General features: G+C 43.9%; 19 protein-coding genes and 1 pseudogene. 15 read left to right on the plus strand and 5 right to left on the minus strand.

What is annotated here, in order from left to right:
• Nucleotides 1-4: 4 nt before the first annotated feature.
• Genes opp1C through MSHOH_RS24580 form a run of 6 tightly spaced genes read left to right on the plus strand, consistent with a single transcriptional unit; the run spans nucleotide 5 to nucleotide 4,732 of the window.
• Nucleotides 5-868 carry a nickel/cobalt ABC transporter permease gene (gene opp1C, locus MSHOH_RS06445; RefSeq protein ID WP_048138264.1) on the plus strand — a complete coding sequence of 288 codons (864 nt, stop codon included), beginning with the start codon at nucleotides 5-7 and terminating at the stop codon, nucleotides 866-868.
• Nucleotides 865-1,683: a staphylopine uptake ABC transporter ATP-binding protein CntD gene (gene cntD, locus MSHOH_RS06450; RefSeq protein ID WP_048138265.1), complete on the plus strand. Its 819-nt coding sequence runs from the start codon at nucleotides 865-867 to the stop codon at nucleotides 1,681-1,683. The genes opp1C and cntD overlap by 4 nt, the downstream gene beginning before the upstream one ends.
• On the plus strand, nucleotides 1,677-2,459 hold the full coding sequence (locus MSHOH_RS06455; RefSeq protein WP_048138267.1) for an ABC transporter ATP-binding protein: 783 nt from the start codon (nucleotides 1,677-1,679) through the stop codon (nucleotides 2,457-2,459). Before cntD ends, MSHOH_RS06455 begins: the two co-directional genes overlap by 7 nt.
• Nucleotides 2,449-3,963, plus strand: a complete 1,515-nt coding sequence (locus MSHOH_RS22005; protein WP_052730744.1) for a class I SAM-dependent methyltransferase — start codon at nucleotides 2,449-2,451, stop codon at nucleotides 3,961-3,963. The genes MSHOH_RS06455 and MSHOH_RS22005 overlap by 11 nt, the downstream gene beginning before the upstream one ends.
• 22 nt (nucleotides 3,964-3,985) lie before the next feature.
• Entirely contained in the window at nucleotides 3,986-4,513 is a 528-nt protein-coding gene (locus MSHOH_RS06470; protein ID WP_204245395.1) for a class I SAM-dependent methyltransferase, read from the plus strand.
• Between the two features lie 27 nt (nucleotides 4,514-4,540).
• A complete protein-coding gene (locus MSHOH_RS24580; protein ID WP_204245396.1) occupies nucleotides 4,541-4,732 on the plus strand; it encodes a hypothetical protein in 192 nt (63 codons plus the stop codon).
• A gap of 72 nt (nucleotides 4,733-4,804) precedes the next feature.
• On the opposite strand, the gene MSHOH_RS25960 is transcribed toward MSHOH_RS24580, so the two are convergent.
• Complete coding sequence (locus tag MSHOH_RS25960) at nucleotides 4,805-5,089, minus strand: protease inhibitor I42 family protein (RefSeq protein ID WP_158024266.1); 285 nt, start codon at nucleotides 5,087-5,089, stop codon at nucleotides 4,805-4,807.
• Between MSHOH_RS25960 and MSHOH_RS25045 the strand changes: the two genes are divergently transcribed.
• Together MSHOH_RS25045 and MSHOH_RS25965 are read left to right on the plus strand one after the other, a co-directional pair.
• Nucleotides 5,071-5,412: an ISAzo13-like element transposase-related protein gene (locus MSHOH_RS25045; protein ID WP_269849383.1), complete on the plus strand. Its 342-nt coding sequence runs from the start codon at nucleotides 5,071-5,073 to the stop codon at nucleotides 5,410-5,412. The two genes, MSHOH_RS25960 and MSHOH_RS25045, sit on opposite strands and share 19 nt — an antisense overlap.
• 44 nt (nucleotides 5,413-5,456) lie before the next feature.
• Nucleotides 5,457-5,627 carry a hypothetical protein gene (locus MSHOH_RS25965; RefSeq protein ID WP_394297764.1) on the plus strand — a complete coding sequence of 57 codons (171 nt, stop codon included), beginning with the start codon at nucleotides 5,457-5,459 and terminating at the stop codon, nucleotides 5,625-5,627.
• Here the strand turns inward: MSHOH_RS25965 and MSHOH_RS26115 are convergent.
• Nucleotides 5,597-5,860 carry a hypothetical protein gene (locus MSHOH_RS26115; RefSeq protein WP_048138269.1) on the minus strand — a complete coding sequence of 88 codons (264 nt, stop codon included), beginning with the start codon at nucleotides 5,858-5,860 and terminating at the stop codon, nucleotides 5,597-5,599. The genes MSHOH_RS25965 and MSHOH_RS26115 overlap by 31 nt on opposite strands.
• 14 nt (nucleotides 5,861-5,874) lie before the next feature.
• Nucleotides 5,875-6,024 (minus strand): annotated as a pseudogene (locus tag MSHOH_RS26120) (YncE family protein); the annotation flags it as partial.
• A gap of 69 nt (nucleotides 6,025-6,093) precedes the next feature.
• Here MSHOH_RS26120 and MSHOH_RS25050 point away from each other — a divergent pair.
• Entirely contained in the window at nucleotides 6,094-6,462 is a 369-nt protein-coding gene (locus MSHOH_RS25050; protein ID WP_239451251.1) for a hypothetical protein, read from the plus strand.
• Here MSHOH_RS25050 and MSHOH_RS06490 read toward each other — a convergent pair.
• A complete protein-coding gene (locus tag MSHOH_RS06490) occupies nucleotides 6,443-7,000 on the minus strand; it encodes a protease inhibitor I42 family protein (RefSeq protein WP_048138271.1) in 558 nt (185 codons plus the stop codon). The genes MSHOH_RS25050 and MSHOH_RS06490 overlap by 20 nt on opposite strands.
• A gap of 811 nt (nucleotides 7,001-7,811) precedes the next feature.
• On the opposite strand from MSHOH_RS06490, the gene MSHOH_RS06495 reads away from it, so the two are divergent.
• Complete coding sequence (locus MSHOH_RS06495; RefSeq protein WP_048138273.1) at nucleotides 7,812-8,060, plus strand: hypothetical protein; 249 nt, start codon at nucleotides 7,812-7,814, stop codon at nucleotides 8,058-8,060.
• A gap of 276 nt (nucleotides 8,061-8,336) precedes the next feature.
• Complete coding sequence (locus tag MSHOH_RS06500; protein WP_048138275.1) at nucleotides 8,337-8,627, plus strand: hypothetical protein; 291 nt, start codon at nucleotides 8,337-8,339, stop codon at nucleotides 8,625-8,627.
• 168 nt (nucleotides 8,628-8,795) lie between these two features.
• Here MSHOH_RS06500 and MSHOH_RS06505 read toward each other — a convergent pair whose 3' ends face one another.
• Nucleotides 8,796-9,260, minus strand: a complete 465-nt coding sequence (locus tag MSHOH_RS06505; RefSeq protein WP_204245397.1) for a DUF2179 domain-containing protein — start codon at nucleotides 9,258-9,260, stop codon at nucleotides 8,796-8,798.
• A 598-nt stretch (nucleotides 9,261-9,858) separates the two neighbouring features.
• Here MSHOH_RS06505 and MSHOH_RS06510 point away from each other — a divergent pair.
• The 4 genes from MSHOH_RS06510 to tnpB all read left to right on the plus strand — a co-directional run bounded on the left by MSHOH_RS06510 (nucleotide 9,859) and on the right by tnpB (nucleotide 13,063).
• Nucleotides 9,859-10,653, plus strand: a complete 795-nt coding sequence (locus MSHOH_RS06510; RefSeq protein WP_048138281.1) for a helix-turn-helix transcriptional regulator — start codon at nucleotides 9,859-9,861, stop codon at nucleotides 10,651-10,653.
• Nucleotides 10,654-10,803: 150 nt separating this feature from the next.
• Nucleotides 10,804-11,094 (plus strand): hypothetical protein, encoded by a 291-nt coding sequence (locus MSHOH_RS06515; protein ID WP_048138283.1) that lies wholly within the window; start codon nucleotides 10,804-10,806, stop codon nucleotides 11,092-11,094.
• Between the two features lie 383 nt (nucleotides 11,095-11,477).
• Nucleotides 11,478-11,582: a formaldehyde-activating enzyme gene (locus MSHOH_RS22640; RefSeq protein ID WP_269849310.1), complete on the plus strand. Its 105-nt coding sequence runs from the start codon at nucleotides 11,478-11,480 to the stop codon at nucleotides 11,580-11,582.
• Nucleotides 11,583-11,947: 365 nt separating this feature from the next.
• On the plus strand, nucleotides 11,948-13,063 hold the full coding sequence (gene tnpB, locus MSHOH_RS06520; RefSeq protein WP_048138285.1) for an IS200/IS605 family element RNA-guided endonuclease TnpB: 1,116 nt from the start codon (nucleotides 11,948-11,950) through the stop codon (nucleotides 13,061-13,063).
• Nucleotides 13,064-13,129 lie beyond the last annotated feature (66 nt).

Consider the following 13,129-nt stretch of genomic DNA (forward strand, 5'->3'; position numbering starts at 1 on the left):
GCAAATGCCTGTCTGGGAAAAACTCAAGCAGGACCGGCTTGCGATGTGCTGCCTCGTCTTTCTCTCGTCTGTTGTCCTGGTTGGCATTTTTGCACCTTTTTTCGCACCAAACGACCCTCTTGCTGTGGACACCTCACTGAGGTTTGCAGGGCCGTCCTTCCGGTACCCGCTTGGGAATGACCAGTTAGGGCGCTGCGTCCTGTCCCGGCTGATCTATGCGATCCGCCCGAGCGTCCTGTATGTGCTCTTTGCCCTGTTAATTACCGTGATGATCGGCGCGGTACTGGGGATGATTTCCGGGTACCATAAGGGGAGGGTGGACAATGTAATCATGCGCCTCTGCGATGTCATGCTCTCCTTTCCCGGGGAGGTCATCACCCTTGCCATCATCGGGGTGTTCGGGGTGGGGCTCCAAAACATTCTCCTGGCCTCTATACTGACAAAATGGGCGTGGTTCACGCGGGTGATCCGCACCTCAGTGATGCAGTTTACCGAACAGAACTATGTCCGGTTTGCAAAGGCTGCCGGGTGCAGCCCCTTTCACGTCCTGACCCGCCACATCCTTCCGATGACGTTTTCAGAAATTGCAGTCATTTTCAGCAGTTCGGTCTGCTCGATGATTCTGCAGATCTCCGGTTTTTCCTTTCTTGGCCTGGGGATTCAGGCACCTGCACCCGAATGGGGCATGATGCTCAATGAGGCAAAGGACGTGATGCTCTCTTATCCCGCTTTGATGCTCCCTCCGGGAATCGCAGTGATGCTGGTTTCGGCTTCTTTTGGCTTTCTCGGGGACAGTCTGCGTGATGCCATGGACCCGAAACACGAGCCTGCTGCCGCAAAAAGAAGGGAAGGGAGGGCTCCTTCATGAAAAATATACTGCAGGTAAACGGCCTTAATGTATGGGACTCCCGCAGCGGGGAAGCAATCGTCAAAGATGTTTCCTTTTCTCTTAAGGAGCACAGCTGTCTTGCCCTTGTAGGAGAAAGCGGCAGCGGAAAGTCCATGACCTGTAAAGCCATTATGGGACTGAACAGGCCCTGGATCAGCTGCTCCGGCCGTGTGGAATTTGACGGGCAGGAGTTGCTCACACTGCCGCAGCAGAAGCTCCGCAGCCTGTGTGGGAACCGCCTGTGCATGATTTTGCAGGACGGGATGAGCGCGTTTGACCCTTCCTGCGTCATCGGACAGCATTTCAGGGAAACCTTGAAGGAACATTTTGGCTGGACAGCCCAGCAGGCTGACGAAAGGATGGTGGAGTCCATGCTGACAGTCATGCTGAAAAATCCGGCTGGACTTTTGAAAAAATACCCGCACCAGCTGTCAGGCGGTATGCTTCAGCGTGCAATGATCGCCCTCGCGCTGGTCCTGGAGCCGGACATTATCATTGCGGACGAGCCTACCACGGCGCTAGACACCATCACACAGTTCGAAGTGATGGAGCAATTCACAGCGCTGCAAAAGCGTACCAGCAGCGCCATGATTTTCGTATCTCATGACTTAGGGGTCGTGAACAGGCTGGCCGATTCTGTTGTCGTGATGAAAAACGGGTCAGTTGTGGAATTCGGCCCGCTTCCGGACATTTTTGAGCACCCGCAGCAGGAATACACGCGGTACCTGGTCTCTACAAGGCAGGCGCTCGGGACGCGTTTTCGTCAGGTCCTGGGGGGAAATGAGCCGTGCTGACCGTAAGCCGTGTAAATAAAACCTACAATAACGGAGACTTTTTTTCAAACAACCGTCAGCTAGTCCTTTCTGACGTAAGCTTTGAGGTGCATGGCGGCGAATGTCTCGGGGTTATCGGCGAGAGCGGCAGCGGAAAATCTACTCTCGGGCGTTTGATTGCGGGGATTGAAAAACCGGACAGCGGAGAGATCCTGTTTCAGGGGCGGGACGTACAGTCGCGCGAAGTACGTCTGGGACATATCAGCGCGGTCTTTCAGGACTATTCCTCGTCAATCAACCCTTTTTTCACGGTTTTCGATGCGGTTTCGGAGCTGCTCAGGACCATGGGCCAGCACGATAAAAAGGAGGTTACACGCAGGGTTGTCGACCTGCTCGGACAGGTGGGGCTGAACGCCGGATACTGCAGCAAGCTGCCGCATGAGCTTTCGGGGGGCGAAGCACAGCGGGTCTGCATTGCGCGTGCCATCTCAACCGGGCCTCAGTTCCTGGTCCTGGACGAGGCAATCAGCTCCCTCGACACACCGGTTCAGACTCAGATACTGAACCTTTTAATAGAGCTTAAGGAGCGGTATCAGATGAGCTACCTGTTTATCACGCACGATATTCAGGCGGTAGCCTATCTTTGTGACCGGGTCCTCTTTTTTCATAATGGGCGGGTGGTTGAACAGTCTCCGGTGTCCGGGCTGTCCCGGGTAAAAAACGAATATTCCAGAAAACTGCTTTCTTCAGTCATCCCGTTCGAAAGTAAAGAAATGAGGTCATGTCATGGAGTATAAAATACAAACCGTTAGATGGTGGACAGAAACCGCAAATAGCTATAACAGTACCATTCAGGCAGAGCTTACCAATGAGAAACGCAGGATATGGACAGGCCTCCTGCTCGAGAATGCGCCGCGGAAAGAAAATCTGAGGGTGCTTGATGTTGGGACCGGGCCCGGTTTTTTCTCCATCCTCCTCTCTGCCAGGGGCCACCGGGTCACAGGGATCGACTGCACGCCTGAAATGCTGGAGCAGGCAAAAAATAATGCCCGGCAAGAAGGTGTTCATCCGGAATTTTTACTGATGGACAGTCACCACCTGGAGTTTCCGGACAATACTTTTGACCTGGTCGTAAGCCGCAATGTGACCTGGACCCTCTACGACCCTGAGGCAGCTTATACGGAATGGAAACGAGTCCTGAAGCCCGGCGGCAGGCTGCTTGTTTTTGATGCCAACTGGTATATGCAGCACTTTGACCCTGAGATGGAGCAGACAATGCGCAGGGGCATTTTGCAGTACAGGGAAAAATACGGGCAGCTCCCGGCAAAGTTTGCGATGTACCGCCTGGAGGAATACTGGAAAAGACTTCCGCTGGTCGGGACAAAGCGGCCCTTATGGGACCGTGCGGTGCTCTGGAAGCTGGGCTTTCAGGATATAGTGTGTGATGAAAACATCTCGTATCTGACTGCGCTCGACGATATCAGCCAGATGCTTTATGGCGCTGCTGCCATGTTTATGGTCCGGGCGACCAGAGTGACACAGGAGGAGGAAGACCTTCAGACCATAGCCGAATATTGGGACGGAAGGTCTCCGGAGCAGAGTATTGCCTGCCTGTCCGAGCTTGCTTCTCCTCAGCGTGAAGCCTACCTGAAATTATTGAGCACCTATCTGCCTGCAGGACGGAAACTGCGTGTCTTGGACGTAGGTACAGGCTGCGGCTTTCTGGCCATACTGCTTGCGGAGGAAGGGCATGAGGTAACGGGGGTCGACATTTCTCCCCTGATGCTGGAGGAAGCTGCTTACTGTGCTAATTCCCGCAGTGCAGCCGTGGATTTCAGGCCGGACAATGCGGAAAAGCTGCCTTTTGGAGATAACTGCTTTGATCTGGTCATAAGTCGCAACCTGGTCTGGACCCTGCAAAATCCGGAAACAGCTTTTTCAGAGTGGCATCGGATATTGAAACCAGGAGGAATGCTGGTGTACCTGGACGCGAACTTTTACTTGCACCTCTTCGACCCTCAGCAAAAGGAGCAGCTTGAAAAGTTCCGCCAGGCAGCAGGGGTGCGTGAAAGCACTCCGCTCTATGGGACGGGACACAGCAGCACGTCCGTGATGGATTCCGTTGCCCCCAGGCTCCCGCTTTCTGCCCAAAAGCGTCCGAAATGGGACAAAAAGGCACTCTCACAGGCTAGATTTCATGTTCTTGCCGCAGAGCCGTGCAGCTCAAGACTTCCCGGAGCAGAAAAAGAACAAATTCAATACGCTGCGACGCCGATGTTTTTCATCACCGCGCAAAAATAGTCGCAAAGGAGATGAAGAGACAATGCTTCAAAAAGAAATGGCAGAGTACTGGTCTCAGGGCTCTCAAAATTATGACCGGATTATCCGGGATGAACTGCAAAGCTTCCGACCTGACCGGTGGCAAAAGCTGATTCTGGGTCAGGCCCCTAAAAAAGATAGCCTGGCTGTGCTGGATGTCGGGTGCGGCCCGGGCTTCTTTTCAATCATCCTGAGCCAGGCCGGCCATCAGGTAACCGGAGTGGACTGTGCGGCCGGGATGCTGGAAAGAGCACGGCTCAACGCTGAATTCTCAGGGGTTTCCCCGAATTTTTTGCAGCTGGACTGTACGGAACTGCCGTTTCCGTACTGCTCCTTTGACCTTGTTGTTAGCAGGAATGTAACGTGGACCTTATCCGACCCCCTGGCAGTCTACCGGGAATGGCAGCGTGTCCTGAACCCAGGCGGAGTGCTGCTTATTTTTGATGCCAACTGGAACCTGCATTATTATGATGAAAATCTGATGGAGGAAGTCAAACACAGGGAAAAACTGTGCATTGAAAAATACGGCTAGACTTTTGATGGGGGGACACGTCCTGCAGTGAGCATCGATTATGATCTATTACCGCTCAGCTCCATAAAACGCCCTAGCTGGGACGTGGAGCAGCTTACAAAGCTCGGCTTTTCAGAGGTCAGCTCTGTCCGGGATATTACCGGTCCTCTGTGGGACGACAAAGAAAAACTGCTCTACGGAGCCACACCGATGTTCATGGTGAAAGCTGTCAGGGCATAGATAGAAAAAAACAGCACACAGCCGCAGCTCCAAAAACTGGTGTTTGTCTTTTGCTTTTCCAGCTAATCTTAATTAAAGTGGTCCTGCTGTGTAGAGTTTTCTTCCTCGCTGGTTGTGTTTTCGCAGGACTTCATATATTCCGCTTATCCGCTGACTGCCCGAAGTTGTGACTTCGATTATCCATGAGTGAATCCCGGGAGCATCTGGCCTGTTTTGAGAATTTGGACCTGCGACGTATTCGTCGCTGAGAATGCGGAGCCCGTCGGTCAGGTTAAGTTCCCAGAAACAGCCAAAGAATAATCGAAACGGAAGAAAATATCGATGAAGTCTTCTTTGAAATTTTAAATCACCATACAGCTGGAAGCCCTATTGATGCTGAAACAAAGTGGACAAATCTAAGCCTTAAAGAAATATCAAAGGCATTTGAATCAAAGGGTATGAATGTAAGTCCCCACGTAATAAAGCAGCTTTTGAAGAAATATGGTTTCGTAAAGAGAAAAATGCAGCAAAAAGCTGTCACAATGAAAGCATGTAAAGATAGCGACGAGCAATTTGAGAGGATTCAAGAGCTGATAAACGAATATTCAAAAAGCGAGAATCCAATTATTAGTATAGATGTCAAAAAAGAATTCATAGGCAACTTCTTCCGCGAGAGAAAATCTATTGTACTAAACAAGTAAAGGTTTATGACCACAATTTCAATACATTTTCAGATGGTGTTGTAATTCCACATGAGATATACGACGTTAAACTTAACGAAGGATACATAACTTTAGGAGCCAGTAAGGATACAAATGAGTTTTGTTGTGACTGCATTAAGGTAACATCTTACCATCCGCCGGCGGTCCGGCAGTCCACTCCCCATCACTTTTTCCTGAGCCTCCGTTCTCCATAAAGACAGGTCAAGCCTTCCAATAACCCGAAGCCCGGAGCAGAGTTATTATTTCTCGATTCATTTCCGCCCGAGCTGCTGTAATTATCAGGTCCGGAATTATTATCATTTTTACTGTTGTTGTTCGAATTATTGAGTTCGACAGCGTTTTTTTCTTCAGGCGATAATAAGCTGGTTTCTTCAATTCCCGTATCTGCAGTTGAACCGGAGGTCACTCCTGCGCTTTGATCAGTCATATTGGAATCTATAAAGGCCCAATGGCAACTCCAGTAGGATGATGTCCTAAATTTACAGTGGCTGTAACAGTGTTTGTAGCTGTATCAATTACAGAAACAGTGTTGCTGCCTGAATTAGTCACATACACCTTATTCCCGTCAGGGCTGACAGCAACTTCATAAGGACTGTCTTTTCCCTCATCCGGACATCGGGGGAAACTCGCCGAAACGTCCTGTTTTCGGGTATTGTTCCGATGAAAAATGAGCTTGAGATAATAATCAATGCAAAATACAAAATAAAGAAGTATTCGGATATTTGTGGGAATTTTGAGGACAAATATGGGATGGATTCAGAAATCTTTATGGAAAGATTCAACGCCGGTAAACTTGGAGATCGTGACGACTTACTCGACTGGTACGCCGCAAAAGGAGGCCTTAAAATCTGGAACAAAAAAATAAAAGTCATCTCAGCAATTGAATATAACCTGCCAAAAACCAAAAATCAAAGCTTTGCTGGCACTCCCCTAAGCAAGTTAGCGAGGTACTTGACTGAAATTAAAAAAGTAAAAAAAAGGAATAAAATCTGGAAACAAAAAATACTTCTCACTCAACCTCAACAGTGAGTGTAAAGTTATCTTCAGTACCCGTTGCATTTTCCCAGGCCTGCTTATATACTCCATTCACCTGCTGGCTGCCCTGGTCCACAGCTTCAATTATCCATGAATGGTTTCCAGGAACACCGGTCATATTTTCAGAGACTTCATCCTGGGTATAATTGTCGCTGAGAACACTGAGCCCCTCGCTCACGTTAAGTTCCCAGGCATAGCCTGTAGATGGGTTTTCCCCGAGCTTAAGGGTAAAGTTTTCTCCATTTTTGATACTAATGCTTGTCCCGTTGTCAGCCTCGGTTACTATCAGTCCTGTTTCCATTGTTTCATTAACTTCAGTTGTACTGTTCTCAGCCGTGTTATTTTCAGCTGTGTTATTTTCAGCAGCATTTTCGCCTTCCGTATCAGCTGTTTCCGGAGCTGCATGCGGAGCCTGTTCCGAACCTGCCGGTGTTTCATCTTCTCCGGTTTCTGACTCTTCGGCACAACCGGCCGCAAAGACAACTGCGGCAATGATAAGGAGCATTGCCATTATCTTTAAAATTTTCTTCATAACTATTCCCTCAAAAAATCTCTTCCTTTAGCTTCTCATAATGCCTGGTTTATTGTACTTCTTTACTCGCATTACTGGTCTTTGAAAATAAATCTTGAAAAACAATTGATTCTCGTACTCCACACTTTTTCGGGAATCAATCTATCTTCCAAACTTGATAAAGGCTGCCAGAAAAAAACAAATCGGATGGATCAGGACGGAAAATAAATGTATTGTTTTGTACCTTTCAGAAAACATCCACGGAATCTTGGCAATAAATGTTAAATAGTAATTTTCTATTGAATTAAAACCTTTCGTTTTATTTCGAGAGATTAGTATTTTAGGCTTAAGGAATTTGCCGTTCCTTAGACTGGTACGCCGCAAAAAGAGGCCTTAATTTCTGGAGCAAAAGGCTAAAAATCATCTCAGCAATTGATATCTAAACCTCCCCTTTTACCTCTAAAACACCTTCAACTTCCCCATTGCCCACTCTTATCACGCAAGTTTTATATATCATACCACGCAAATAGTAAGATTGTATAAAAGTCTCTAAATTGGAGAGTGTTTTTTCAGGTAATGCTGCACGCAGGGATCAATTTTAGTGAACCTTCAGATGCAACAATTGGGGTTTTCAACATCTTATCTCGTTTTAGGAGCTTTTTATAAGCTACGTCATGCGTTTTAAACGGGGTCGTTGTTCTATTCGAGCCGGTTGAAACTACACAAAATTACCTGAACTGAAATTTAAAAAAACAGAATTATAAACGAAACAAACCGAAAATTGAAAACAAAAACACTCTTTAGGACCTTTATTCGCGAGGTTTGAAATAAGATGTCAGAAGAATCCGATGATTCAGACAGTAGTGATAGTAGCGATAGTAGAAGCCGTCAGAAAATGTTCACAGTAGCCGGAATGGTTCTGTGTGTAATACAGTTTGCCTTTTTCGTGGGCATGATTACAATGTTCATGGAGATGGACTTTGCACAGGGCTTCAAGTTCATGTTGCTTGCGTATTCTTCAGCGTTCATTTACAAGAACATGGAGAATTCCGGGATAATCCGGCTTGTAACACGAAACTGATGGTGGTGTGGATTTAATTCGGATCCACACTTTTATGTCTCTACCTTCTGTCCTGCATCACATTTTATCTGTTTTTTATATTCTTTTTTCATGAGCCTTCTTTGGGCCTGTGAATTTGTATAAATATATTTATTTCTCTGTTGTTTTTCCGGCTTGAACCCTTAAATACTTAAAGAAAAGCAAGCATACTTAAGGAAAGCGAGCTTTCTGAACAAATAGAAAAAGACATATAGGATTATTTTTTAGTATCAGCAACAATTCTTCTATGGGATAAACATGGATCTTACATTGCAGATTGATACCGATTACTCGCTGCAGGAAGCAAGCGAGGTCATTCGTGCGGCTCTGGAACATGAGAAACATCTTGCGAAGTATAAGGTACAACGCTATGCCATGATCTGCGATGAATTTGAAGACCAGTATGACCTGATCTCAACGGAATTCATGCAAAAATTCGAAGCCGGCGAATTCATGGACGACGAAAAATGTTTTGACTGGTACGCCGCAAAAAGAGGCCTTGACCACTGGAAAAAAAAGCTGGCTGTCCTTAATGCTGTAAAGTACTGATCAGTAAAGTACTGATCGGCAGAATGCAGCTGTCAGAATGCCGCTTGCTGCAGAAACTATTCTTTTTCATCATTCCTTTTCCTGGTTTTTCTCTTTTTTCTTTTTTGTCTCCTCTTTTTTGTTATAGCTTTTCTAAAAAATGTTTTCTTCCGGAATAAACCAGTTTATTCACTTCTTTTTGGGAGCAAAATATCCACCGCTAATGGGCTTTGTGTTGCTTACGGTGATGAATACCCTCTCATCATATTCATATAAAATTTGTTTTAATTTGTCCAGGTCTTTTCTCTTAAGGGCTATGTTCAAAATTTCCCGGGAGCCTTCTTTTCCGGAACCCTGAACCGAAGTTACTCCAAACCCGTTATTTCTCAATGAGTCGAGTACTTCCCGGTTTTTGCTGGTTTTTAAGACTACCTGGGCAGCAAAGTTTCCAAGTGCGATTTTCTCTTCTATGAAAATCCCTATGTAGTTCCCGCTTGCAAAGCCCAGGGCATAGGCAAGCAAATTCCCGGGGTCATCAAGCCCGTTGACAACTTTTCCCAGGGCGGTTATGTATATTATTATTTCAAAAAAACCGATGGCTGCCGCATGGAGTTTTCTTCCCTGGACTACCATCAATGTTCGAACAGTGGACAAAGAAACATCGCAAATTCTGGCAAAGAAAATTAATATATATCCTGACAAATATTCCATTAGGCAAGCATCCTTTTTTGCCTGGCTGGGCCTTCACTTGAGCGGCAGATATTTCTTTTCTGGTTTTTCTTATGTACGGGATCAGATTATTAGTAGGTTTAAAATATTTATTAAGTTTATCCCTCTCCTGATTTATATATTTACCCCATAAATTCTGAATTATACAATAATTTCTTTATTGAAGCCTTTTTAAACGCTGTGCAGGAGAGCTAATTTTCGAAATATTCAGAACTTAATCATTATGAGCAAATTCAAATTTTTCAGGATGTAAGCAGCCTGGGTTATACTTTTGTTCCCTGCTTGGCTCAAAACCTTGAGGGCCTCATAGAAATTAAAACAGATATGGAGCACTTTTTACTGTCAGAGATATTTCTGCTTAGAGGATATAGGACCTTACATTGTAGACTGATACTGATTGTTTTCAGCTTCGCGGAAAGCCTAAAATTAATGATAATGTATAAGAAAGTCTAAAATTAATGATAATGTATAAATAGCTGGGTTTCTATCTTTACATCAGTATAATTTTTTTTCGGGGGTTCTGATGAAGGAGAAAGCTAAATTAACAGAACTGGTTTTCTTGTCAGATAAAAGGAAGAAACTTCTTCTTTTTCTGAAGGATAAGCCAAGAAATATGGCCGAAATTCAGGAGCACCTTTCCGCAGATCCTGTTTCAATTCTTCCCCAGATCAAAAAATTAAAAGAAGGTAAGCTTGTTGTACAGAAGAGGCACACCTATGAACTCTCTCTAATGGGAGTTGTAGTTGCTGACAAAATGCCGCCTTTTCTGGGAACTCTGGAAGTCCTGGAAGAAAATTTTGACTACTGGACGAAAAGGAACCTTGAAGGCATCCCTCCATTTTTACGCAAAAGAATTTTTGAACTGAGGAACTGCAAACTTGTCCTTCCAGACATGAGCCATATGTTCGAACTCAATCCTGAGTTTGTAGAAAAACTTCACTCCTCCACCCACATCCTCGGTTTTACTTCCTATTTTCATCCTTCTTTTACTACACTCTACCCTGAACTCGCAAAAAAGAAGGGAGTAAAAATCTCTTTAATGCTTACGGATCCGGTGCTCCGGAGGTTCGAAAAGGATTTCGGAGAGGAACTGTGCACCTTCCTGAGCTTTAAAAACGTCAGGTTATTCACCTATCCTCAGGACCCTAAAATTGCAGACTTTACCGTAACAGATAATTTTTTTCTGCTTACTCTTTTCCCCAAAGAAAAAATTTTTGAACACGAAAGCTTGCTAAGTTCAGAGCCTGAAGCCCTTAAATGGGGTACTGACCTTTTCTTTCATATGCTAAAAGAAGCAGTTCAGGTAAAAGAGATTTAAATTCACGTTCTACGCTAACTCTTGCAGACCTGCATTTCTACAACACTACAATATTACAGTATTTGTTGAGAATTTCTATAATTTATGTAAAGTTGTTTATTTTCATAACTACTTTATATGAAATAGAATACTATTATAACCGGGATAGACATGAGTTTCACACTCAATATAGAAACTGATTTCTCACCTCAGGAAGTATGTGAAGCTATCCGTTCGGCTCTGGAACATGAAAAACATGTCGCAAAATACAAGGTCAAGCGATACTCCATAATCTGTGAGGATTTCGAGGCAAAGTTCGGGTACAGTTCAGGTGAGCTAAGGGCAAGATTTGAAGCCGGAAATATGGGAGATGAAATTGACTTCTTCGACTGGTATGCGGCAAAAAGGGGACTTGACCACTGGAGCAAAAGGCTTGAGATCCTTTCAGGGATTTCCCTTTGAGAAACAGATTTAAAGTATCCGTTTTTTCCTGGAAATGCCTTTTTCTCAGGTGCCTGAAAGTGAGCTTTGAAACCCGGAGCACTCTTCTACGGGATCGTTTTTATTATTTTTGCAGATGACTGCGAATCGAGTTTCAGACAATCCTGATCCTATTTAATATCTTTTTTGGACTGGTAAGATTCTTCTGCTGCCAGGGCGAAAAATTGATAAATTATTTAAGTATGTTTTAAAGTCTTAACAGGTTAATTTATTTTCTGCATACGGAAACGGTTCTGTTCTTTACTTCCCTGTTATCTTTTAGCATAACCAGAATATCAATAATTTTTTTCCGGAGAGTCTGCACGGATTTTCCATGTAGAGATAGACTTGAGGTGTTGAACTTGGTGAAAACTGTTTTAAAAAGCATGGTTGGAGAAGCCCTCATTGGGGCATGCCCGGAAATTGCTCATATCGATCTGGTTATCGGTCCAAGAGGAGGGGTCCGGTAGAAGCAGCATTTATGAACTCCCTGACAATGCCCGGACAGAGTCATACTTAAAAGAAAAGATAAAACTTTTTCTTGAAAACAGTTATCACAGAGAAAAACCATAAAAAACCTTAGCAACGCTGGTTGTTATTGCAGGTGTTGCTCTTTTTGTTCTAAAACCTATCATCTCTGTAGAAAACCTATCTAAACCAGCTTTAAGAGGCGGAACATAAATCAGTAAAAATGAATCAATCTGTTCAGTTTAACTTTAAGGCGGGAAGTCCCCTTCCTCGGAGCGAAGCGACAGGTGGGGGATGAAAGCCGTCAACTTCACTATATTAAGTTTAACAAAACCTATATATTTTTTTAAAACATATAATATATAGTATGTTAAAAGCCTACAAATATCGAATCTACCCTAGCAAAAAACAAAAGGAAATGATACAAGTTCACTTTGGTGCATGTAGATTTGTCTATAACTGGGCTTTAGAACAAAAGATAAAAACTTATGAACAAACTGGGAAATCAATATTGAGGTTTGATTTACAGCACATTTTAGTCCATGAAGTAAAACCTTCTAACGAATGGTTAAAAGAAGCTAATTCACAGGCTCTACTTGCCTCTTTAGTAAATGTAGAATCAGCATTTACTAAATTCTTTAGAGAGAAATCCGGATTTCCTAAGTTCAAGTCTAAGAAAAATCCGGTTCAATCATATCAAATGCCTCAACATTATGCGGTAGATTTTGAGAAGCAGATAATTAAGCTTCCTAAAATAGGTGAAGTTAAAACCATACTTCATAGAAGGTTTGAAGGCAAACTTAAAACCGCAACAATTTCAAGATCAAGTACAGGAAAATATTATATCAGTATCCTTGTAGATAACGAAAAAGATATTCCTGAAAAGCAGAACTTTTCAGAATCAACTACAATAGGTATTGATGCAGGCATCAAAGATTTTGCAGTTCTATCAAATGGAGAAAAGGTTGAAAATCCAAAATACCTTAAAAATTCTCTAAAAAGAATGAAAGCTCTCCAAAAAAGAGTATCGAGAAAAGTTAAAGGCTCTAAGAATAGGAATAAGGCTAGACAGCATCTTTCAAAAATCCATGAAACTATTAGCAATCAGAGAAATAATTTCCAGCATCAACTCTCTTTCAGACTGATTAGCGAGAACCAAGCTATTGCGCTGGAAACTCTGAATGTTAAAGGTATGGTAAAAAATCATTGTCTGGCTCAGTCTATTTCAGATGCTTCGTGGAGTAGTTTTGTAACAAAATTAGAGTATAAAGCTGAATGGTTGGGAAAAACCATTTTACGAATAGGAAGATTTGAGCCATCTTCTAAATTATGCAATGTTTGTGGGCATCACAATTCTAATCTAACTCTTGATGTTAGAGAGTGGACGTGTCCTGATTGCAAAACAAAGCATGACAGAGACATAAATGCTGCAATCAATATCAAAAAGTTCTCTCTTCAAGATCAAAATCTTATAGTTATCTGACACCTATGGAACGTAGGGGATGAGCTTGTGGACTTGCGAACGGTAGTTCGAGGGATGAAGCAAGAA

Source organism: Methanosarcina horonobensis HB-1 = JCM 15518 (genome assembly GCF_000970285.1).
In the GTDB taxonomy this organism is placed as follows: Archaea; Halobacteriota; Methanosarcinia; order Methanosarcinales; family Methanosarcinaceae; genus Methanosarcina; species Methanosarcina horonobensis.